The 21,907-nt window shown below is 71.6% G+C and carries 21 protein-coding genes; 14 read left to right on the top strand and 7 right to left on the bottom strand.

Features of this window, described 5'->3' with window-relative positions; all coding sequences use genetic code 11:
- Positions 1-140 precede the first annotated feature (140 nt).
- The 3 genes from SCAB_RS03990 to SCAB_RS03980 all read left to right on the top strand — a co-directional run bounded on the left by SCAB_RS03990 (position 141) and on the right by SCAB_RS03980 (position 3,017).
- On the top strand, positions 141-1,226 hold the full coding sequence (locus tag SCAB_RS03990; RefSeq protein ID WP_037726735.1) for an S-(hydroxymethyl)mycothiol dehydrogenase: 1,086 nt from the start codon (positions 141-143) through the stop codon (positions 1,224-1,226).
- Positions 1,226-1,855, top strand: a complete 630-nt coding sequence (locus tag SCAB_RS03985; RefSeq protein WP_012998763.1) for an MBL fold metallo-hydrolase — start codon at positions 1,226-1,228, stop codon at positions 1,853-1,855. The genes SCAB_RS03990 and SCAB_RS03985 overlap by 1 nt, the downstream gene beginning before the upstream one ends.
- Positions 1,856-2,102: 247 nt before the next feature.
- Positions 2,103-3,017: an SDR family oxidoreductase gene (locus SCAB_RS03980; RefSeq protein ID WP_012998762.1), complete on the top strand. Its 915-nt coding sequence runs from the start codon at positions 2,103-2,105 to the stop codon at positions 3,015-3,017.
- Between the two features lie 7 nt (positions 3,018-3,024).
- On the opposite strand, the gene SCAB_RS03975 is transcribed toward SCAB_RS03980, so the two are convergent.
- Positions 3,025-3,612, bottom strand: coding sequence for a hypothetical protein (locus SCAB_RS03975; protein WP_012998761.1), 588 nt, complete (start codon positions 3,610-3,612; stop codon positions 3,025-3,027).
- 38 nt (positions 3,613-3,650) lie between these two features.
- Complete coding sequence (locus SCAB_RS03970) at positions 3,651-4,430, bottom strand: DUF3050 domain-containing protein (RefSeq protein WP_012998760.1); 780 nt, start codon at positions 4,428-4,430, stop codon at positions 3,651-3,653.
- Positions 4,431-4,583: 153 nt separating this feature from the next.
- Between SCAB_RS03970 and SCAB_RS03965 the strand changes: the two genes are divergently transcribed.
- From SCAB_RS03965 to SCAB_RS03940, 6 genes are read left to right on the top strand one after another with little or no spacing between them, the layout of a single operon-like run.
- The gene (locus SCAB_RS03965; protein WP_231884892.1) at positions 4,584-5,249 is read left to right on the top strand and encodes an antibiotic biosynthesis monooxygenase; all 666 of its coding nucleotides are present in this window, start codon (positions 4,584-4,586) and stop codon (positions 5,247-5,249) included.
- 30 nt (positions 5,250-5,279) lie between these two features.
- On the top strand, positions 5,280-7,430 hold the full coding sequence (gene pabB / locus SCAB_RS03960) for an aminodeoxychorismate synthase component I (RefSeq protein ID WP_012998758.1): 2,151 nt from the start codon (positions 5,280-5,282) through the stop codon (positions 7,428-7,430).
- Positions 7,427-9,043 (top strand): benzoate-CoA ligase family protein, encoded by a 1,617-nt coding sequence (locus SCAB_RS03955; protein ID WP_012998757.1) that lies wholly within the window; start codon positions 7,427-7,429, stop codon positions 9,041-9,043. The genes pabB and SCAB_RS03955 overlap by 4 nt, the downstream gene beginning before the upstream one ends.
- Before the next feature lie 41 nt (positions 9,044-9,084).
- The gene (locus SCAB_RS03950; protein ID WP_046774448.1) at positions 9,085-10,674 is read left to right on the top strand and encodes a class I adenylate-forming enzyme family protein; all 1,590 of its coding nucleotides are present in this window, start codon (positions 9,085-9,087) and stop codon (positions 10,672-10,674) included.
- Positions 10,671-11,858, top strand: coding sequence for an FAD-dependent monooxygenase (locus tag SCAB_RS03945; RefSeq protein ID WP_012998755.1), 1,188 nt, complete (start codon positions 10,671-10,673; stop codon positions 11,856-11,858). The genes SCAB_RS03950 and SCAB_RS03945 overlap by 4 nt, the downstream gene beginning before the upstream one ends.
- Before the next feature lie 23 nt (positions 11,859-11,881).
- The gene (locus SCAB_RS03940; protein ID WP_012998754.1) at positions 11,882-12,676 is read left to right on the top strand and encodes an aminotransferase class IV; all 795 of its coding nucleotides are present in this window, start codon (positions 11,882-11,884) and stop codon (positions 12,674-12,676) included.
- 150 nt (positions 12,677-12,826) lie between these two features.
- On the opposite strand, the gene SCAB_RS03935 is transcribed toward SCAB_RS03940, so the two are convergent.
- Positions 12,827-13,312, bottom strand: coding sequence for a carboxymuconolactone decarboxylase family protein (locus SCAB_RS03935; RefSeq protein WP_037726729.1), 486 nt, complete (start codon positions 13,310-13,312; stop codon positions 12,827-12,829).
- A 135-nt stretch (positions 13,313-13,447) separates the two neighbouring features.
- Between SCAB_RS03935 and SCAB_RS03930 the strand changes: the two genes are divergently transcribed.
- Positions 13,448-14,143 carry a L,D-transpeptidase family protein gene (locus tag SCAB_RS03930; protein ID WP_012998752.1) on the top strand — a complete coding sequence of 232 codons (696 nt, stop codon included), beginning with the start codon at positions 13,448-13,450 and terminating at the stop codon, positions 14,141-14,143.
- 36 nt (positions 14,144-14,179) lie between these two features.
- Here SCAB_RS03930 and SCAB_RS03925 read toward each other — a convergent pair whose 3' ends face one another.
- Entirely contained in the window at positions 14,180-15,382 is a 1,203-nt protein-coding gene (locus SCAB_RS03925; RefSeq protein WP_012998751.1) for a Gfo/Idh/MocA family protein, read from the bottom strand.
- 167 nt (positions 15,383-15,549) lie between these two features.
- Between SCAB_RS03925 and SCAB_RS03920 the strand changes: the two genes are divergently transcribed.
- Positions 15,550-16,710 carry an ROK family transcriptional regulator gene (locus tag SCAB_RS03920; RefSeq protein WP_041668876.1) on the top strand — a complete coding sequence of 387 codons (1,161 nt, stop codon included), beginning with the start codon at positions 15,550-15,552 and terminating at the stop codon, positions 16,708-16,710.
- 78 nt (positions 16,711-16,788) lie between these two features.
- Positions 16,789-16,971 (top strand): hypothetical protein, encoded by a 183-nt coding sequence (locus SCAB_RS47640; protein ID WP_020115084.1) that lies wholly within the window; start codon positions 16,789-16,791, stop codon positions 16,969-16,971.
- Positions 16,972-17,037: 66 nt separating this feature from the next.
- Here SCAB_RS47640 and SCAB_RS03910 read toward each other — a convergent pair whose 3' ends face one another.
- A complete protein-coding gene (locus tag SCAB_RS03910) occupies positions 17,038-18,417 on the bottom strand; it encodes a S1 family peptidase (protein ID WP_037726722.1) in 1,380 nt (459 codons plus the stop codon).
- 250 nt (positions 18,418-18,667) lie between these two features.
- Positions 18,668-19,507: an SAM-dependent methyltransferase gene (locus SCAB_RS03905; RefSeq protein WP_012998748.1), complete on the bottom strand. Its 840-nt coding sequence runs from the start codon at positions 19,505-19,507 to the stop codon at positions 18,668-18,670.
- Positions 19,508-19,796: 289 nt separating this feature from the next.
- Here SCAB_RS03905 and SCAB_RS03900 point away from each other — a divergent pair, with 289 nt between their 5' ends.
- Positions 19,797-20,432, top strand: a complete 636-nt coding sequence (locus SCAB_RS03900; protein ID WP_012998747.1) for an HAD family acid phosphatase — start codon at positions 19,797-19,799, stop codon at positions 20,430-20,432.
- Between the two features lie 116 nt (positions 20,433-20,548).
- Positions 20,549-20,938: a PPOX class F420-dependent oxidoreductase gene (locus SCAB_RS03895; protein WP_012998746.1), complete on the top strand. Its 390-nt coding sequence runs from the start codon at positions 20,549-20,551 to the stop codon at positions 20,936-20,938.
- An 84-nt stretch (positions 20,939-21,022) separates the two neighbouring features.
- Here the strand turns inward: SCAB_RS03895 and SCAB_RS03890 are convergent, their stop codons facing one another.
- Positions 21,023-21,760, bottom strand: a complete 738-nt coding sequence (locus tag SCAB_RS03890; protein WP_012998745.1) for a response regulator transcription factor — start codon at positions 21,758-21,760, stop codon at positions 21,023-21,025.
- Positions 21,761-21,907: the final 147 nt, after the last annotated feature.

Below are 21,907 nucleotides of genomic sequence, written 5' to 3'. Positions count from 1 at the left end.
ACCCTACGTCGGTGCCGGGCGACACCCGGAACGACTTTCGACCGCGAACGAACCCCTCCGCAGGCCGTACCGGCTGGTCACTCCGTAGGGTGACCATGGGCGGGCGACCGCCCGATCTCGGATCGACGGAAGGGTTCACCATGGCGCAGCAAGTACGCGGCGTGATCGCACCGGGCAGGAACGAGCCGGTGCGGATCGAGACGATCGTCGTGCCCGACCCGGGGCCGGGGGAGGCCGTGGTGAAGGTGCAGGCGTGCGGCGTGTGCCACACCGACCTCCACTACAAGCAGGGCGGCATCAGTGACGACTTCCCGTTCCTCCTGGGTCATGAGGCGGCGGGTGTGGTGGAGTCGGTCGGGGAAGGGGTCACGGATGTGGCGCCCGGTGATTTCGTGATTCTCAACTGGCGTGCGGTGTGCGGGAGTTGTCGGGCCTGTCGGCGGGGTCGTCCGTGGTACTGCTTCAACACGCACAACGCGACGCAGAAGATGACGCTGCTGGACGGCACGGAGTTGTCTCCGGCGCTGGGTATCGGTGCGTTCGCGGAGAAGACGCTGGTGGCGGCGGGCCAGTGCACGAAGGTGGACCCGGCGGCCGCGCCTGCGGTGGCGGGTCTGCTGGGCTGCGGGGTGATGGCGGGTATCGGTGCGGCGATCAACACCGGCAATGTGGGCCGGGGTGACACGGTCGCCGTGATCGGCTGCGGCGGCGTCGGGGACGCTGCCATCGCCGGGTCCCTGCTGGCGGGTGCCGCGAAGATCATCGCCGTCGACATCGACGACCGGAAGCTCACCACCGCCAGGAGCATCGGCGCCACGCACACGGTCAACTCCAAGGACACCGACCCCGTCGAGGCGATCCGTGAGCTGACCGGCGGTTTCGGCGCCGACGTGGTCATCGAGGCGGTGGGCCGTCCGGAGACGTACAAGCAGGCGTTCTACGCCCGTGACCTGGCCGGGACGGTCGTCCTGGTCGGTGTCCCCACCCCGGAGATGAAGCTCGAACTCCCCCTGCTCGACGTCTTCGGCCGCGGCGGCGCGCTGAAGTCCTCCTGGTACGGCGACTGCCTGCCCGACCGCGACTTCCCCATGCTGATCGACCTGTATCTGCAGGGGCGCCTGGACCTGGAAGCCTTCGTCACCGAGACCATCGGGCTCGACGACGTGGAGAAGGCCTTCGAGCGGATGCACGGCGGCGACGTCCTGCGCTCGGTGGTGACGCTCTGATGGCCGCCCGCATCGAACACCTCGTCACCTCGGGCACGTTCAGCCTCGACGGCGGCACCTGGGACGTCGACAACAACGTCTGGCTCGTCGGCGACGACCACGAGGTCGTCGTCATCGACGCCGCCCACGACGCCGACGCGATCGCCGAGGCCGTGGGCGACCGCAGGCTGGCGGCCATCGTCTGCACGCACGCCCACAACGACCACATCGACGCCGCCCCCGCGCTCGCCGAGCGCACCGGCGCGCCGATCTGGCTCCATCCGGACGATCTGCCGCTGTGGAAGCAGACCCACCCGGACCGGCTGCCCGACCACTGGCTGGCCGACGGGCAGGTCATCGAGGCCGCCGGCGCCGACCTGACCGTCCTGCACACCCCCGGCCACGCGCCGGGCGCCGTCTGCCTGTACGACCCGGGCCTCGGCACGGTCTTCACCGGCGACACCCTCTTCGCCGGCGGCCCCGGCGCCACCGGCCGCTCCTGGTCGCACTTCCCGACGATCATCGACTCCATCCGCGACCGTCTCCTCGCCCTCCCGCCCGAGACGGTCGTGCACACGGGTCACGGCGACAGCACGACGATCGGGGCCGAGGCCCCGCATCTGCAGGAGTGGATCGACAGGGGTCACTGATCCGAGGAGTCCCGCACCCGCGCCCCGAAAGGGGCGCGGGGCTGTATCGAACATGCGGCTCCGCCGCGTGGGCGCGACAAGCCGCAACGAACCCGCCGCCATCCGAACACCCCATCGACCGAGCTACCGGGCGCCCCGCAGAAAACCCGACAGAAGATGTCCGGCTTCCACGACACCCTCGTGTCGAGGACGCCGGAACACCTCCGACGTCCGCCAAGGTGTCATCCGTACGCGATGGAGGTCGCAGATGTCGAAGCCGCTGGACGGCAAGGTCGCACTGGTCGCGGGAGCCACCCGCGGAGCGGGCCGGGGGATCGCCGTGGAACTGGGCGCGGCCGGGGCGACGGTCTACGTCACAGGGCGCTCCACACGGGAGCGGCGCTCCGAGTACGACCGTCCGGAGACCCTGGAGGACACCGCCGACCTGGTCGATGAGGCGGGCGGCCACGGCATCGCCGTCCCCACCGACCATCTCGAACCGGCACAGGTACGGGCTCTGGTGGACCGGATCGCCGAGGAGCAGGGCAGGCTCGACGTCCTCGTCAACGACGTCTGGGGCGGCGAGAAGCTCTTCGAATGGGAGAGTCCGGTCTGGGAGCACGATCTCGACAACGGGCTGCGGCTGCTGCGCCTCGCCGTCGAGACCCATGCCATCACCAGCCACTTCGCCCTGCCGCTGCTGCTGCGCAACCCCGGCGGCCTGGTCGTGGAGATGACCGACGGCACGGCCGAGTACAACAGCGTCAACTACCGGGCCACCTTCTTCTACGACCTCGCCAAGTCCTCCGTCCTGCGCATGGCGTTCGCCCTCGGCCACGAACTCGGCCCGCGCGGTGCCACCGCCGTCGCGCTCACCCCGGGCTGGCTGCGCTCGGAGATGATGCTCGACGGGTTCGGCGTCACCGAGGAGGACTGGCGCGAGGCCCTCGACCGCGTGCCCCACTTCGCCATCTCCGAGACGCCCCGCTACGTCGGCCGGGCCGTGGCCGCCCTCGCCGCCGACCCCGAGGTCGCCCGCTTCAACGGCGACTCCCTCTCCAGCGGCTCCCTCGCCCGGACCTACGGCTTCACCGACCTCGACGGCAGCCGCCCGGACGCCTGGCGCTACCTCGTCGAGGTCCAGGACGCGGGCAAGCCGGCGGACACCACGGGCTACCGCTGAGCCCTGCTCAGGTGCGCGGCGCCGGCGGTGGGGCGGACGGAGGCGTGCTGCCCGTGGCCCCCGTCGCCGGCGCGGGCGGCAGTTGCCAACGCCCGGCGTGGCCGGGCGGCAGCGCCAGATCCTCGCGTACGGCGGTGTAGTAGGCGTCCCGCCCGGCGCGCTGCCGCTCCAGCAGCGTCTGCCAGGCCGCCGGGTCACGGGTCTCGCCGCGCAGGAACTCCTCCATCCGCATCACCGTGACCACCCAGGCCCGGGCCTTCTCGACCACCTCCGGGCTGCCGAGGAGCAGCAGCGCCTCCCCGGAGGGGTCCCGGGCGGCCGTCGCCTCCGCCATGAGGGGCGCGGCCTCCTCCGGCGACAGCGGGTGGGGATGCGGGTCGTTGCCGAGATGGGAGGCGACCCGGTAGGCCAGCGTGACGGACTGCTTGACGGTCCGTGCCCAGTCGGCGTAGACGGCGAGCCGCCGCTCCTCCCAGCGGCTCTCCCGCTCGCGCCGGAACCGCACCTGCTCGCCCCGCATCACCACCAGATAGGAACCGAACGCACCGATCACCACACCGAGCAGGGCGGGGAGTTGCTGGACGAAACTCGACATGGGCAGACGGTAACCGGGACGGCGACCGTGGCGCGGGCTCACCCCATCGCCGTGACGATCCCGTCCCAGAAGCGTGTGCGTGCCTGCAGTGCCGTCGTGGCCGTCTCCACCGCCTCCTCCCACCGGCGGTCCTCCTCGCCGCACAGCTCCGCCACCATGGCCATCGCCATCGGTGTGTGCTCCTCCCCGTCCACCTCGATGTGCCGTGCGAGGTAGTCGCGGAACAACGGGAACCGCTCCGTGCCCTCCCTCTCGATCACCTGGTCGAACATGTCGGGGATCAGGTCCTCCCGGGAGAAGGCGAAGGCGGCGGCCCTGCAGTGCAGCGGCCGTTCCTCGACGATCTCGAAGGTCGTGCGGACGAACTCGGCTGCGGGGCCCGGCACCCGGGCGACCCGCAGGGCGGCGGACACGGCGTGGCCCTCGCCGACGAGCCCGAGGAAGGTGTCGAGGCGGGAGATGTCCGCGCCCGCCTCGGCCATGGCCGCGCGGTACAGCTCGAAGTGACTGGTGAACCCGCCGTTCAGCGCGTCACTCTCCTCGGCCAGCACGATGTCGTTGACGAGCCGCCGCCCGACCGGTGACCCGCGCGGGACCCAGGGGACCTCCACACAGGTCAGGTCCCGCCGGAGGGAGGTGAGCAGGGACATGAAGTCCCACACCGCGAAGACGTGGTGCTCCATGAAAACCGCCAGATCGGCACGGTTTTCGATGCGCTGATAGATCGGGTGCGTGGTGACTTCTTTTCGTACCGGTTCGACCGCGGCGCGCGCCCGGTCGATTCCGTCGTGGTTCACATCCCAGTCGTACCTGGACATGGCTCTCCTTCACTTTCCTGCAATTCCCCCCGAGCCTGTCGGTGATGGTGCTCCTTTTCCGGCAGACCGGGCAAGCGCTTCCCGGAATTGCCGAAAGTTACCCCGGCGTACTCGCCGACAGAAGACCTCAAGGCATCTGAAACACCGTCAAAAATGCACGTTCCGGACAGCCGCAAAAAATATGTTGAAGATGTGAACGGGCCCCCGGTCCTCTCCGTATTCGACGGCGTGAGCAGGAATCCCGTTACCGTCACCGTCGCGTACCAGGTGGTGCCGGGGCGCGAGGCCGACTTCCACTCCTGGGGGTGGGCCGCGCTGCGTACGAGTGCGCAGCAGCCGGGTTTTCTGGGGGGTGGCGTACTCGTCGACGGAGAGGCTGAGTGGCATGTGGTCTACCGCTTCGACAGTGATGAAACGGTCCGGACCTGGGAGAACTCCGTGGTCTGGGCGCAGTGGTCGGCTCGCGTCGACGCCCTGGCGCAGGAGACCGGTCGCCGGAGCATCGCGGGGTCGAGGGCCTGGTTCGACTCCCAGACCTCCGGGGCCCCGGCTCCGGCCGGCCCCCCGGGGCCGCCCCCGAAATGGAAACTCTGGCTGGTGAACATGAGTGCGGTCTTCCCGCCCGTGCTCTTATTCAACCTGCTCATACTTCCCTATCTCAACGACCTGAATCCGCTTTTTCGTACACTTCTGCTGTGTCTGGCCGTTACAGCCATCGTGACCTGGATTCTCATGCCGAGACTCCAGCGATTCCTGAAGAAATGGCTGTACCCGCCGTTGCAGGCGCTGCGCGGCCGGCACAAACGACGGACCGCCTAGGTCCGCGAACGAACAGAGGGGGGTGGGCGGGTGAAGACCCTGCTCATCGACAATTATGACTCGTACACGTACAACCTGTTCCAGCTGATCGCCCAGGTCAACGGCGAGGAACCGGTGGTCGTGCTCAACGACGCTCCGGCGGAAAGCATTCCGGAGCTGCGGGAATTCGACAACGTGGTGGTGTCGCCGGGCCCCGGCCACCCCTCGCAGCCGCGCGACTTCGGCATCGCCGCCCGGGTGATCGCCGAGGCCGAGATCCCCGTGCTCGGCGTCTGCCTGGGCCATCAGGGCATCGCGGCGGGCGAGCGGGCCGCCGTGGAGCCGGCCCCGTGGCCGCGCCACGGGCACCTCTCCACGGTCCGGCACGACGGCCGCGACCTGTTCCGGGGGCTGCCCCAGAACTTCACGGTCGTGCGCTACCACTCGCTGACCGTGCGAGAGCCGTTGCCCCCGACGCTGGAGGCCACCGCCTGGGCCGAGGACGGCGTCCTGATGGGACTGCGGCACCGGGAACGGCCGCTGTGGGGCGTGCAGTTCCACCCCGAGTCGATCCTGACCGACCACGGCCGGCGCCTGCTGGTCAACTTCCGTGACCTCACGGAGGAACGGGCCGGCAGCCCGCGCACCCACAACACCGCGGTCATCCCCCTCAGCGGTGCGATCCCCCGCCCCCGCAGGGCCCCGGGGCCCGCCTACCGGCTGCACACCCGCCGGATCGCCGGCGCGGTCGACGCCGAGGCCGCCTTCACCCGCATGTACGCCGACGCGCCCCACGCGTTCTGGCTGGACAGCTCCCGCGTCGAGCGGGGGGCGTCCCGGTTCTCCTTCTTCGGCGACGGCAGCGGTCCGCTGGCCGAGACCGTCCGTTACGACGTCGACAGCGGCGTGTGCGAGATCGAGCGGGACGGGCGGCCCACCCGCCGGGTCAGGGCGAGCGTCTTCGACTACCTGAAGCGGCAGCTGGCGAGCCGCAAGGTCGACGCGACGGGCCTGCCCTTCGACTTCACCGGCGGATACGTCGGCTACTTCGGCTACGAGCTCAAGGCCGACACCGGCTCCCCCAACCGGCACACGGCCGAGACCCCGGACGCCGCCTGGCTGTTCGCGGACCGGCTGATCGCGGTGGACCACGAGGAGGGCCACACCTACGCCGTCTGCCTGGCCGAGGACACCCCCGCCGCCTCCCGCGAGGCCGGGGACTGGCTCGACACCGCGCTGGCCCAGCTGACCTTCGTCGGCTCGGACACCACCGTCCCCCTGCGGTCGGCCACGGCACCCTACCCGCGCGCCGCCGAACCCTGGCTCGTCCGCGACCGCGCCACCTACCTCGCCGACATCGACGCCTGCAAGGCCGAGCTGCACGCGGGCACCAGCTACGAGATCTGTCTGACCAACGCGGCCCGCTTACCGGCCCCGTACGACCCCTACGACTTCTACCGGGTGCTGCGCCGCATCAACCCGGCGCCGTACGCGGCCTTCCTCAGGTTCGGCGACCTCGACATCGCGGGCTCGTCGCCCGAGCGGTTCCTGAGGATCACCCGCGACGGCCTCGCCGAGGCCAAGCCCATCAAGGGCACCGCCCCCCGCGGCGCCACTCCGGCGGAGGACGAGCGGCTGCGCGACGAACTGGCGGCGGACCCCAAGACCCGCGCCGAGAACCTGATGATCGTCGACCTGCTCCGCAACGACCTCGGCCGGGTCTCCCGCACCGGCTCCGTACAGGTCACCCGCCTGATGGCCACCGAGACCTACGCCACGGTGCACCAGCTGGTCTCCACCGTCGAAGGCAGACTGCGCGAGGGCACCGGCGCCGTCGACTGCGTCCGGGCCTGCTTCCCCGGCGGGTCGATGACCGGGGCGCCCAAGCTCCGCACGCTGGAGATCATCGACTCGCTGGAGACCGAGGCGCGCGGTGTGTACTCCGGAGCCCTCGGCTACCTCGGGTGCGCCGGCGGCGCGGACCTCAGCATCGTCATCCGCACCGCCGTGTTCCAGGGCGGCCGTATGCATCTGGGCGCGGGCGGCGCGATCGTCCTCGACTCCGATCCGGCCGCCGAGTACGACGAGATGCTGCTGAAGACCGCGGCACTGATGCGGGCCCACCGGGAGCACGCCGCCGCCCCGGCCGTCACCCGGGAGCACGCCGCAGCCCCGGCCGCCACCGAGGAGCCGACGCGATGACGATCACGACCACGGCGCAGCCCACCCGGCTCCCCGCCGACGCGGGCGCCCCCGGCAACCTCGCGGCGCACCTCGCGGCCCTCGCCGAGCGCCGCGGCTGGACCGGCCGCCCCGCCTTCCACCAGGGCCACCGGGCCTACTCCCACGGCGAGGTGCACGACCTCGCGGCCCGTACCGCCACGGTCCTCGCCGACCACGGCGTCCGTCCCGGCGACCGCGTCCTCCTCGCCCTCCCGGACTCCGTCACCTGGGTCACCACGTTCCTCGCCCTGGCCCGCCTGGGCGCGGTCGCGGTCCTGGTGAACCCCGAACTCACCCCGCCGGAACTGCAGTTCATGGCCGAGGACACCGAGGCGGTGCTCTGGGTCACCGGACCGGCACTGGACTCCTACATCCCGGCGCCCCGGACGCCGCGCGCGGCCGCGGCCCCGCCGCAGGCCCACGAGCGGCACCGCCCGGCCCGCGGCGGCGCCACCGCCTCGCCCCCGCGCCTGGGTTCGGACCAGCTGACCGCCCTGAGCGCCACGGCCCTCCCCACCCCGTACGCCCACCCCGTGGACGCCCACACCCCGCTCTACATCCAGTACACCTCCGGGACCACCGGCCGCCCCAAGGGTGTCGTGCACGTCCACGGCGACCCCCGGACCTACCACGACCTCATCGGCCGCCGCCTCCTGCGTGTCACCCCGGACGACGTCACCCTGTCCGTCTCCCGGCTGTACTTCGCCTACGGGTTCGGCAACGCCCTCGTCTTCCCCCTGTTCTCCGGATCCTCCGCGGTCCTCGCCGACCGCCGTCCCACCCCCGCGGCGGTCGACGAACTCGTCGCCCGGCACCGTGTGACCCTCCTGTACTCGGTGCCCTCGGCCTACGCGGCCCTCGTCGCCGACCGGGCGGACGGCCACGAGGAGTGCTTCGCCTCGGTGCGCGCGGCGGTGTCGGCCGGTGAGGGCATGCCCGCCGGACTCGGCAAGCAGGTCACCGAACTGCTCGGGGCCCCCGTCCTGGAACAGATCGGCTCCACCGAGGCCGGACACGCCTTCTGCGCGAACAGCTTCGACCACAACCACCCCGGCACCGTCGGCCGCCCCGTCCCCGGCTTCGAGGTCGAACTCCGCGACCGCGCCGGCGCCCAGGTCGCGGACGGCGAGGCCGGCGAACTCTGGGTGCGCGGCCCGACGGTGACCCCCGGCTACCTCAACCGGCCCGAGGAGAACGAGCGCACCCTCGTCGGCGGCTGGCTCAACACCCGGGACCGGGCCGTCCGCGAACCCGACGGCACCTACCGGCACCTGGGCCGGGCCGACGACATGGAGATGGTCGGCGGCATCACCGTCTCCCCGCTGGAGGTCGAGGCCCTGCTGCGCACCCATCCCGGGGTCCGGGACGTCGCCGTGGCCGCGGTCACCGACGAGCGCGGCGCCAGCCGGCTGCGGGCCTTCGTCGTCCCCGTCCCGCCGATCGGGGTGGGTCTGGAGGCCGAACTGATCCGCATGGCCCGCGACCGGCTCGCCGCCTTCAAGGTCCCCCGCAGTGTCAGCTTCGTGCCCACCCTGCCCCGCACCGCGACCGGCAAGCTCCGCCGGCACCTCGTCCGCCAAGGGGCGTGGTGAGCATGTCCGGCACCCTCGTCCCCGCAGAAAGGTCCGGTCCCATGCGCGACCAGCTCCAGGCCGACCGGCAGCCCGCGCTCGCCCTCACCGGCCGCGGCTTCTACCTGGGCTCGATGTTCAGAGAGGCCGCCGACCGGCACGGCTCCGTCTTCGTCACCCTGGACCGGCCCCTCGACGTCCGCCCCGACCTCGGGACCGACCTCTCCTACACGGTCCTCGCCGACGTGGTCGACGAACTCTCCGGCCTCCTGTGGGAAGCGGGTGTGCGCCCCTCCGAGGAGGTGGTCGTCCACAAGACGGACAACGTCGACATCGTGCTGCTGACCTGCGCGGTCTCCCGTATCGGTGCCGTCCCGGTCCTGCTGTCGCCCGGCCTCGCGGGCCCCGTGGCCGGGCAGCTCCTCGAACGCCTGCACCGCCCCTGGCTGATCACGGACCGGGCCAAGCTCGACGGCGCCCTCGCGGACGTCCCCCTCACCGGCCTGGTGCGGCGCACCCTCAGCGTCGACGACGCGCCCGGCGCCGAACCCCTGCGGACGTACGCGGGAGCCCCGGCCCCGGCGGCCGTCCGGCTCCACCCCCGCGACCCGTCCCTCATCACCCACAGCTCCGGCACCACCGGCCTGCCCAAGCTGGCCGTGCACTGCCCGAACACCATGTGGAACCGGCTCGTCCCGCAGAAGGCGATGGGCTGGCCCACGCGCGGCGAGACCGCCGCCCTGCACATGTCGTTCGTGCACTCGCGCTTCTACCACCTGCTCGGGGTCCTGCTGCACTTCGGCAGCCCGCTGGTCCTGATCATCGACCCGGAACCGTCCAACGTGGGGCCCCTGCTGGCCCGTCACCGCCCCGGCATCGTCGAGACCCACCCCAACACCTTCGTCCTGTGGGAGGAGCTGGCCGACGCGCCCGGAGCACCGCTGTCCCGCGTCCGTTCCTACGGCTCCACCTTCGACGCCATCCACCCGCGCACCGTGCAGCGGCTGCTGGACGCCTCCCGGCGGCGCTCGCCGTGGCTGATCCAGCTCTACGGGCAGAGCGAGACGGGTCCGGTGGCCTTCCAGTGGTTCACCCGCCGCAGCGCCGCCCGCGCCGACGGCCGCCGGGTCGGCATCGGCATCCCCGGCTTCACCCGCGTCCGCGTCGCCGACGACGCCGGACGCCGGGTGGCCCCCGGCACCGCGGGCCGGATCGAGGCCCGCACCCGGGGCCGCATCCTCACCTACCTCGGCGCCCGCGAGCGCTACCTCCGCCAGCTCGACGGCGGCTGGTGGCAGATGGGCGACATGGGCTACCAGAGCCGCTGGGGCGCCCTCTACCTCATCGACCGCGAGATCGACCAGATCGACGCCGTGCACAGCAACCTGGAGGTCGAGGACACCCTGATGTCCCGCCTGGAGGAGTTGCGCGAGGTCGTCATCGTTCCCGGCGTCGACCGGGAACCCGTCCCCGTGGTGTGCGTGCGCGGCGAACGCCCCCTGGACCTGCGGCGCTGGCACGAGGCCACGGCCGACCTGCCGACCATGGCCGAGCCCCGCCAGTGGCGGTTCGAGGAACTGCCGATGACGTCCACCTGGAAGGTCAAGCGGGTCGAGATCACCCGCATGCTCACCGAGAGCACCCGCGCATGACGCCCCCCGCCCCCGTCCTCGTCGTGGGCGCCGGCCCCGTGGGCCTGAGCGCCGCACTCGCGCTGCGCGCCCACGACCTCCCCGTCACGCTCCTCGAAGGCGACCCCGAGGGCCGCGAACGCCCCGGCAGCCGCGCCCTGTTCGTGCACCGCGAGACCCTGGAACTGCTGGAGGGCATCCACCCCGGACTCGCGGTCAAGATCGCCTCGTACGGCCGGACCTGGCACACCAGACGCACCCTGTACCGGGGCCGCGAGGTCTACGCCCGCACCTTCCCGCCGCCCGCCGGCACCCCGCCCTTCACCAGCCTCCGCCAGGTCGACACCGAGCGCTTCCTGCTCGCCGCCTGCCGGGACGCGGGCGTGGAGTTCGTCTGGGACGCGCGGATCGCCGCCGTGACCACCGACCCGGACGGGGTGCGGCTCACCGCCGAGGACGGCCGCACCTGGACCGGCGTCCACGCGGTGGCCGCCGACGGTGCCCGCTCGGCCGTACGGCGCGAACTGGGCATCCCCATGGAGGGCACCCACGGAGAGGGCTTCCACGTCGTCGCCGACATCGCCGACCTCCCCGGCGCCGAACTGCCCCTGGAGCGGGTCTTCCACTACGAGCACCCGGCGCTCGGCAGGCGCAGCGTGATGCGCGTGCCCTTCACCGGGGGCTTCCAGGTCGACCTGCAGTGCCGCGACGACGACGCGACGCAGGAGTTCGGCACCGAGGAGGCCGTACGGCGCTGGCTGCCGGAGGTCGTCGGCGACGGGTACGCCGAGCGCGTCCTGTGGGTGTCCACCTACCGCTTCCTGCGCAAGGTCGCCGCCGCCTTCACCGACCCGCACCGCCGGGTGCTGCTGGCCGGCGAGGCCGCCCATCTCTTCCCGCCGTTCGGCGCGCGCGGCATGAACAGCGGCATCGCGGACGCGGTCGCCGCGGCCCGCGCGATCGCCGACGGCACCCCCGCGGCGGTCGACTCCTTCGCCGAGGTCCGGCGCTCGGCGGGCCTGTTCAACAGCGCCGCCGCCGGCACGGCCCTGGACCACCTGCGGCCTCGGCGCCGTATCGTCCGCGTCAAACAGCGCGCGGCGGCGGCCCTCGCTCCCCTGGTGCCCCGCTGCGGCGCCTGGCTGGAGCACGCCCCCTACGGCCCCCGCCACGGCTCCCCGGCCGTCGCGGGCCGCAAGTACTGACCGAAGACCGACAGGAGCACCGAGTGACACCACCCGCCATCGCGGAAGGTCTGCTGACCTGGTCACCCGAACACGGCCTCGTCCCCGGCCAGTCGCACGGCGGCCGCCTCCTCGTCGCGGACTCGTGGCTGCTGCGCGACGGACGGGTGCGCGGCTTCGACCGGCACCGCGAACGGTTCCTGCGGTCCTGTGGCGAGTGCGGCGCCCCGGCCCCGGCGCGGGTCGCCGACTTCTGGCGGGACATGACCCGCGCCCTGCCGCGCACGGGGGAGTGGTTCCCCCGGGTCGAACTCGCCTCCGGGTCCCTGGAGCTGCGGCTTCTGCTGCGCCCCGCGCCGACCGTCACCGCCGAGGTGCGGGTGTGGGCGGCCGGTCAGCCCGACCCGCGGACCGTGCCCCGGCGCAAGGGACCGGACCTGGACGCCCTGGCCCGGGTACGCGGACGGGCGGCGAACGCCGGCGCCGACGAGGCCGTCCTCATCGCCCCCTCCGGCCTGGTGCTGGAGGCGGCCAACTCCAGCCTGCTGTGGTGGGAGGACGACACCCTCTGTCTGCCGCCGCCCCGCCTGCCCCTGCTCGCCGGGGTCACCCTGGCCCTCGTCCTGGAACGGGCCGCCCGCACCGGGATCCAGGTCGCCCACCGCGAACGCTCCCTGGCCGAACTGGACGGCCGCGAGGTGTGGCTGGTGAACGCCCTCCACGGCATCCGTCCGGTCGCCGCCTGGACCGGACGCCCGATGACCCCCGGCCCGGCCGTCCACGCCCCCCGGTGGCGGGCATGGCTGGACGGTCTCATGGAGCCGCTGCCGCAGGACTGAACCGGCAGCGACATACCGGCAGCGACATACCGAAAGCAACATACCGACACCGACATGCGGGCGTGGAAAAGCGCCGGTCCGAAAGGAATTCGGCCCGGCGCTGCAAATGTTTCCGGAAATCGCGGCGAAAGGTGCGCGAATGCCTCGGAGTTATTTCTGGGCGGGCTGGTAGGCCCCGGGAACCATACGGGTGGCGATCGCGATCCGGTTGTACGCGTTGATCACCGTGGCCGCCCAGATCAGAGCCGCGATCTGCTCCTCGTCGAACACCTCCGCGGCGCCCGCGTAGACGTCGTCGGGCACCTGACCGTCGGTGACCAGCGTCACCGCCTCGGTCAACGCCAGCGCGGCGCGCTCCCGTTCGGTGAAGAAGGGGGTCTCGCGCCAGGCGCTGAGCGCGTAGATCCGCTGCTCGGTCTCGCCCTGGGCGCGGGCGTCCTTGGTGTGCATGTCCAGGCAGAACGCACAGCCGTTGATCTGCGAGGCGCGAATTCTGATCAGTTCGAGTATCTCGGGCTCGACCTTCGCGTCCTGGGCCGCGGTGACGGCGGCGCCGTGCAGGGAGCCCATCGCCTTGGACACATCGGGAGTTGTTTTCTTGAGGGCCACACGAGACGGGGAATGACTGTTGCTCATGGGGGGAACTCTATATCCGAATTCCAGGCTGTGTAACTGTTTCGTCTCGACGTGGGCCGACCCACAACCGTGGCCGTCGGCCGCATGTCTAGGCAGGCAGTAGCAGCGAAATCACGCGAAGGGGGAGGACCCGGCATGGGGGACATACGCAGAAGAGGCGCGGTCGCGCTCACGGTCACCGGTCTGCTGGCACCGCTGACGCTCGCGATGGGCATCACGCCCGCGCAGGCGGCGAGTTGTACGGCGACGAAGGGTCCGTACCAGAAGCAGGTGGAGAAGTTCCTCGGGCGGCCGGTCGACGGCAAGCAGTCCACCGCCGACTGCGAGGCCATCAGGGCCTTCCAGACCAAGCACGGCATCTCGCCGAACATCGGCTACGCGGGCGCCGTCACCTGGGGCGTGATGGACCTCATGAACAAGCAGAAGGCCGTGGGCAAGAACCCCAACGCGGCGGGCAAGTGCCCGACGAACAAGGGCCGTATCGCCTGTGTGAACCTGACGCTGCAGCTGAGCTGGATCCAGGACGGCGGCAAGCTGGTCTACGGGCCCGTCCCGGTCCGCACCGGCCGCGACGGCTACGAGACCCGCACCGGCCTGAAGAAGATCTACTGGCGGAACATCGACCACGTCTCGTCGATCTACCACGTGCCCATGCCCTACGCCCAGTTCTTCGACGGCGGCCAGGCCTTCCACTCCGTCGGCGTCAGCATGTGGAACCCGCCCGGCTCCCACGGCTGCGCCAACATGACGAAGACGGACGCCAAGAAGTACTGGTCGCTGCTGAAGAACGGCGACGACGTCTACGTGTACGGCCGCAAGCCGGGCACCTGACGGGGGTCGGGGGCCCGGCCGGCCGGTGGCGGGACGTCACGCCTCGGGGGCGTCCCCGAAGTCCGGGATCTCCAGCCTGACCCCGCCCTGCCGTGCGGACTCGTGCGCGACGATGCCCGGCAGGGTGTAGCGGGCCGCCACCCAGGCGTTGACCGACGGCAGGGTCCGGGTGTTGACGGCGGTCACGAAGTCGTCCACCAGGAAGTGGTGGCTGCCCTCGTGCCCGTTGTGCAGCTCGTCGAACTCCCGCGGCAGGCGGGACCGGTCGTGCACCGGCGCCGACCCGGAGGTGAAGGCGGCCCGCAGGTCCGGCGCGATGTGCTTCAGCGAGGGATCGTCGGGGGACAGGGTCTGCTTGGGCTCCAGCAGCTCGCTGATGTCCGTCACCCCCTTCTTGTCCTGCCAGAACGCCACCGTGGCGAGCTGCTCCATGCTGGCCTCGGTGCCGAAGAACCGGAAGCGCGACTCCCGTATCTGCGAGGGGTAGCCGACCCGCCGGAACTCGTTCGTGCGGAACGAACCGCCGCCCGCGACCTCGAACAGCGCGGTCGCGTTGGAGAAGTCGTTGCCGAACTGGCTGACCTCCTTGTCGAACACGCCGTCCCCGCGCTCGTCCACGACCCCGATCGCCGACACGCTCACCGCGTGCGTCCCCCAGGCGCCCAGCACGCCGCCCACCGAGTGGGTCGGGTAGAGCAGCGGGGGGTAGCTGGCGGTCCGCTTCCAGTCCTCGCCGCCGCTGTACTGGTAGGCCTCGTAGAAGCCGAGGTCCATGTCGTGGACGTAGTCGCCCTCGGCGTAGAAGATCCTGCCGAACGCGCCCTCGGCGATCTGGTTGCGGGCGTGCACGGTCGCCGGGTTGTACTGGCTCGTCTCGCCCATCATGTACGTCAGCCCGGTCTCCCGGACCGCGTCGATGATCGCCGCGATCTCCTCGGTGGTGATCGCCATGGGCACGGCCGAGTAGACGTGCTTTCCGGCCGCCAGCCCCTGGAGCACCAGAGGTCCGTGCGTCCAGCGCTGGGTGAAGATCGCGACCGCGTCGACCTCCGGCGACTCCAGCATGGCCTCGTACGAGGGGAAGGTGCCGGCCAGACCCTGGGCGGCCACGAGCTCGTCGGCCCGCTCGGGCAGCAGGTCCGTGACGTAGACGTCGCCGACGCCGGGGTGGGCCTGGAACAGCGTGGCGAACTGGCCGGAGAACTGGCCGGCGCCCACGATGCCGAGGGAGAACGTCATGTGAGGAATGTCCTTCTCTGCTGAAGAGTCACTGCCCACTTACTTTCGTCGCGAAAGAATTATGACGTCAAGGGGTTGCGTGATTATCTTTCGGTAGCGGTTGTGGTGGCCGAGGGGGGCTGGTTGTTTCCGTGACGGAAGAAACTGGATGTGGGAGTCTGGCCTCCATGACCGCACTCGCCGCCAGTTGGCTGCCGCTCAGTCCCGGGGAACGCTCGGTGGCGATCGAGGTGCTCGTGCACGGTCCGCTCTCGCGCACGGAACTCGCCCGGCGGCTCGGTCTCTCGGCCGGAAGTCTCACCCGTCTGACCAAACCGCTGACCGAATCGGGCCTGCTGGTGGAGGCCGCCGAGGGCGCCGCGTTCCCGGGGGCCCGTCAGGGGCGCCCCTCGCAGCCGCTGGACATCGTCGCCGAGTCCTGCTCCTTCCTCGGCTTCAAGATCACCGACGACATGGTGTACGGCGTCGTCACCACGCTCCGCAGCGAGATCGTCGCCCGGCACGACCGCCCGCTCACCACCCATGAACCCGCACGGGTCGCCGATCTGCTCGCCGAGATGACCGCGCTGCTCGCCCGCACCCATCCCTCGCTCGCCGGGATCGGTATCGGGGTCGGCGGGTTCGTCCGCGACCGTACGACGGTCGGGGAGTCGCCCTTTCTGTCGTGGCGCGACGTCCCGCTGGCCGCACTCGTCGAGGAGCGCACCGGGCTGCCGGTCGTCGTCGAGAACGACGTCGCCGCGCTAGTCGAGGCGGAGACCTGGTTCGGCGCGGGACGCGGCCTCGACCGGTTCGTGGTCCTCACCATCGGCGCGGGCATCGGCTACGGCCTGGTCCTCGGCGGCAGGCGGGTGGCGCACGCGGAGGAGGACCGGGGCTTCGGCCGCCACTGGATCGTGGACCCTGCCGGCCCGCTCACCCCCGACGGCCGGCGCGGCAGCGCCGACTCGCTGCTGAGCATTCCCGGCATCCGGTACCAGGTGCGGGCGGCGACGGGGCGCGAGGTGACGTACGAGGAGATCCTGGCCGGCGCGGCCGGCGGCGAGCCCATGTGCGCGCGGGTCGTCGGGGAGGCGGGGCGGGCGCTGGGGACGCTGGTGGCCCAGATCGCCAACTTCGTGATGCCGCAGAAGATCCTGCTCGCGGGGGAGGGGGTGGGGCTGATGGAGGTGGCGCGGGAGGCGGTGGACGAGGCCGTCCGCGCGCACCGGCATCCGCTGGCCGCGCCCGTCCCGCTGGAGACGAAGGTGTCCGACTTCCACGACTGGGCGCGGGGGGCCGCCGTGCTGGCCATTCAGGTCCTCGTGCTCGGGACCGTGGACCCGTAAACGCAGCGTGATCAGCTTCACGGTCCGTAATGTCTGAAGTGGGACCTTTACTCACATCGGCTTCACGTTCGAGGACATATGGTTTACACCATGTCCACTACCCCTGATGTCGTCCTGGAAAGAGCGGAAGTACCGGCGCGAACGGCCGCCGAGGTCAACGAGGAGATCCGGGCGCTCTGGTTCCGGAGCGGCGGGACGTTGAACAGGGAGCAGCGGAGCGAGTACGAGCGTCTGGTCCTGGAGTGGGCCGCCGCCTCGTAGTCCGCCGGCCGCGCCCCTCGCGGGGCGCGGAGCGCCGGGAGCGCACATCGCGCAGGGCGTGGACCTCTACCCCCAACTCCCCGAGTACTGCCGCCGGTACGCCTGGCGGTCCTGTTCGGTGCGGATGAAACGGGTGGCCGCCAGGGCGACCATGCTGCCGGCGACGACCAGCAGACCGGGCCCGACGTTGCGGGGGTCGGCGAGGCGGTCGAGGAGATCGGAGGCGGCGCTCACGGAGTCGACGGGCTCCACGGACCCCGGCTCGGCCCCGCCGGGAGCGGCGGCGCCCTGGGAGTCGTCGCCGGAGGAACCGTCGGCCGCCGCGGTCGGCTGGGCGGCGGACTGGGGCAGGCCGGTCAGCCGGACGCCGAGGTCGTCAAGGGCGTCGGACAGCGGCTGGAAGAACGTCGTACCGCCCTCCTTGCAGTCCCCGTTGCCGCCCGAGGTCACTCCCAGGGCCACCCCCTCCGAGAAGAGCGGGCCGCCGCTGTCGCCCGGCTCGGCGCAGACCGTGGTCTCGATGAGGCCGCTGACGGTTCCCTCGGGGTAGTTCACCGTGGCGTCGAGGCCGGTCACCTCGCCGTTGCGGAAACCGCTGGTGCTGCCGCTGCGGAAGACGCGCTGGCCGACCGCCGCCTCACCGACCGAGGTGATCCGCACGCCCCGGCCGTCGCCCACCGAGACCACGTTGGTCCGGTTGCTGGGTGCGTCCTGGAGGTACTGCACGAGCGAGTAGTCGCTGCCGGGGAACTCCGACTCGGTCGTCCGGCCGATCTCCTGCCGGCCCTCGTTGTCGGAGAACCAGACGGAGCCGGCCGGACCGCAGTGCCCGGCGGTGAGCATGAAGTCCCGCTCGCCGTCGGTCACGTTGAAGCCGATCGAGCAGCGTCCGCCCGTGCCGAAGATGGGCTGGGCGCCGTTGAGCCGCATCGTGTACGTGCCCTCGGTGCGCTCCATCCGCACGGACGCGCCGATCTTCTCGGCGAGATCGGTCAGGCTCGACCAGTCCTTCTTGGACACGGTGCTGTCGGCCCGCACCACGACCTCGTTGGACGCGGGATCGATGGCCCAGGAGGTGCCCGACACCCGGGGCGCGGACCGCAGCGCCTTCGCGGCGGACTCGAGATCCTCACCGCTGAACTCGACCATCTTGGGACGGGCGCCCGCCCGCTCGACCTCGGCGGCGGCCTCCTCGTCGGTGACCGCGACGACCGGCTTGCCGTCGTCGGCGATCCAGGTGCCGGCCGTACGCTCGGAGCCCAGTTCGCCGACCAGGCCGTTCCCGGTGCCGGAGGCGGCCAGCACCGCACTTCGGGTCGTGGGCGGGGAGGTGGTGGGTTCGGTCGCCATCGCCGCCTGCGCGACCATCAGGGTTCCGCAGATCAGTCCACCGGCGGCCGTCAGCCGCGCCACCCGCTTCACGACTCGCCGTCGTGCGTGCCTCATCGCCTGGCTCTCCCGAACCCCGTCCGACACGGTGTCAACACCGCCAGGGCGTCCGGTCCTTGAGCGCCCTTCCTTTCATACGTGCGGGGGTCGGCACATGTTCACCGGTCCGCGTCGACGTATCCCGGCGTCCGGTTCATGGTGACCGGATCCGGTGGTACTCGTCGTGGACGAGGAAGGGGCCCCGCTCCGGGATGTCCGCCGAGCACTCCTTGTCCGGTTCGTGCAACCCCGGCCGGGTCCGTTCCCGTCACGGCTTGGCTCCCACTCCGCAGTACATGGGCACGATCGCCGGTTCCCCGCAAGCGGGATCGCCGGGGGTGTCCGGCCGCCAGCGCGTGCACGGGACGACGCCGGGCTCCAGCAGGTCGAGCCCGTCGAAGAACCGGGCGATCCTCTCCGGCGTGCGTTGGGTCAGCGGCGGGATGCCGTGTTCGTTCCACCAGGCCGCCGCGATGTCCACATCGGGCCACTCCGGGCTGGTGATGGTGTGGGAGAGCACCAGATGACTGCCCCGGGGCAGGGCGTCCAGCAGACGGCGCACGATGCCGTCCGGGTCCTCGTCGTCACGGATGAAGGCCAGTACGTCGAGCAGCAGCAGGGCGACCGGTCGGGTCAGGTCCAGGGTGCGCGCCGCGTGGGCGAGGACGGAGTCGACGTTGCGCAGGTCCTCGTCCACGTGGTCCGTGCGGCCCTCGGGCGCGCTGGTCAGCAGGGCGCGGGCGTGCACGAGGACGAGCGGGTCGTTGTCCACGTAGACGATCCGGGAGTCCGGCGCGATGTGCTGGGCGACCTCGTGGGTGTTCTCCGCGGTCGGCAGCCCGGCGCCGATGTCCAGGAACTGCCGGATGCCCACCTCGGCGGCCAGATGGCGCACCGCCCGCCCCAGGAACTGCCGGTCCGCGCGGGCGTAGTCGCCGATGCTCGGATACAGCCGGCGTATCTCGTCCCCGGCCTTGCGGTCGACCTCGTAGTAGTCACCGCCGCCGAGCCAGTAGTTCCAGATCCGCGCCGCGGCCGGCCGTGTGGTGACGATGCGCCGGTTCAGCGGCGACGAGGGGAAGTCCGGGGCTGCCGGGTTGTCCGTCACGGAGTCGACTCCTGGATCTTCTGTGAAGGTGCTTCATCCAACCCGCAATGTAGACCCGTCGGTTGGCCTTTGCCGAGACTTCGGCGATCTTCTCGGCGCCCGGATTCGCCAGGTTCCGCCGCGTGCCGCCCGGCTCGGCCCGCGGGCTGTGGAACAAGGGTTGTCGCGACCCTTCTACCAACCGGTAACTCTTGGGTAGTCTCCCGGCCACCATTGGGCATGACCATGACGAGCGCGGCGGGGACGGTGACGGCCTCGCCGCGTCGACATGAGAAAAAAGGGGACGAACATGACAGGAAGCGGTGTGGGACGCCGCATCACGACGGTCGCCGCGGTGGCCGTACTGGGTCTGGGCGGTTCGGTGACCGCGGCGGTGCCCGCGGCCGCCGCGCAGAGCGGGACCACGGCCGCCACCGCGGCGGCCGCCGAGGTGGACTACGCCACCTGGCAGAAGGACGTGAAGGCCGTCGTCGACACGGCGACGCCGTACGTCCAGCAGCGCACCGCGAACTCCTCGGGGCAGAAGCTCGCCATCGTCTTCGACATCGACAACACGACGCTGGAGACGCACTACACGCCCTGGTACCAGCTGCCGACCCCGGCCCTGAAGCCCTCCCTCGCGCTGGCCACGTACGCCAAGTCCCGCGGGGTAGCCGTCTTCTTCGTCACCGCCCGGCCGGGCATCATCGAGAGCGTCACCAAGTGGAACCTGAAGAACGTCGGCTACCCCGTCGACGGCCTGTACGTCCGTGACCTGCCCGACCTGTTCGCCGAGGTCTCGGCCTACAAGACCGCCTCGCGCGCGGACATCGAGTCCGACGGCTACACGATCATCGCCAACGTCGGCAACAACACCACCGACCTGGTCGGCGGTCACGCCGAGCGCACGTACAAGCTGCCCGACTACGACGGGCTGCTCGACTGACACCGCTGTGCCCGTCCGCACCCGGGTGCCCGGCCGCCGGTCCCTTCCGGCGCCCGCGCACCCGGGGAGGGTCCTCCTCCCACGGGGATCCGTCAGAAGGGCCCTAGACTCCCGCCATGGCTGACGACACCTCGCTCGACGCGCTCGGCGCGGGCAAGTACCTGCTGCTCACCACCTACCGCAAGAACGGCACCACCGTCCCGACGCCGGTGTGGGTGGTACGGGACGGGGACGCGCTCGGTGTCTGGACGGTGGCGGACTCCTGGAAGGTCAAGCGCGTCCGCAACCGCGCCGACGTCCTGGTCGGCCCCTGCGACGTGCGGGGCAACCCCACCGGCGGCAACGTGCCCGCACGCGCCGAGATCCTGGACGCGGCCGGCTCCGCCGCCTACCGCGGTCTGATCGCCCGCAAGTACGGCGTCCTCGGCCGCCTCACCCTGCTCGGCAGCCGACTGCGCCGGGGCTCCGACGGCACGGTCGGCATCCGCGTCACCCTCACGCCGTAGACACCCCGAGGGCCCGCGGCACTCCGAGGGCCTCGCCTCACTCCGAGGGCCCCGCGCAGCCCTTCCCGGCTCACCGGCGGGCCGTCATCCCTGCTTGCCCGCATGCCCCGTCCGCCACGCCCACGCGGCGATCTCCACCCGGTTCCGGGCGGCGAGCTTCAGCTGGATGCTGCCGAGGTGCGTCTTGACCGTGGAGAGGGAGACGAACATCGAGGCGGCGATCTCGGCGTTGGTGTGCCCGAGCGCGACCAGGCGCACCACGTCGAGTTCCCGCTCGGTCAGCGCCTCCTGCGAGCGCGGGGCACCGGGGCCCGCCCCGCCCTCCTGCCGCCTCTTCTCCGCCCTCCCCGTCTTTTCCTTCCTTTCCGGCGCCTCCGCCTTCTCCGCCGTGACGTGCCGGAGCAGCCGGACCGTCACCGACGGCGACACCAACGCGTCCCCCGCCGCGGCCGCCCGGACGGCCTCGGCCAGCAGGGTCGGCCCCGAGTCCTTGAGCAGGAAGCCGCAGGCGCCGCCGCGCAGCGCCCCGTAGACGTACTCGTCGAGGTCGAACGTCGTCACCACCACCACCCGCAGCGGATCGGCGACACCCGGACCGGCCAGCAGCCGGGTCGCCTCCAGACCGTCCAGCCTCGGCATCCGGATGTCCAGCAGACACACGTCGGGCCGCAGCTCGCGGGCCAGCCGCACGGCCGTCTCGCCGTCGGCGGCCTCGGCGACCACCGTGATGTCCGGCTGCGCGTCGAGGAAGAAACGGAAGCCGGTGCGGACCATGTCCTGGTCGTCGGCGATCAGGACCCGGATCGGGCTGCGGTCGTTCATGGGCGCATCATGCCCGAGCGCGCGGGGAAGCCGGGACACGGGAGGGGGGCCGCGACGGGGGCGCCCGCCTCGGCCGAACGGTCAGGCTTCCCGCACGCCTCGGACGGCGGCTCGGCCGTACGGCCGATACGGGGACCGGCGGCGGTG

It is taken from the genome of Streptomyces scabiei 87.22 (assembly GCF_000091305.1).
Classification (GTDB): Bacteria; Actinomycetota; Actinomycetes; order Streptomycetales; family Streptomycetaceae; genus Streptomyces; species Streptomyces scabiei.
This window is presented reverse-complemented; position numbering and strand designations above follow the sequence as displayed.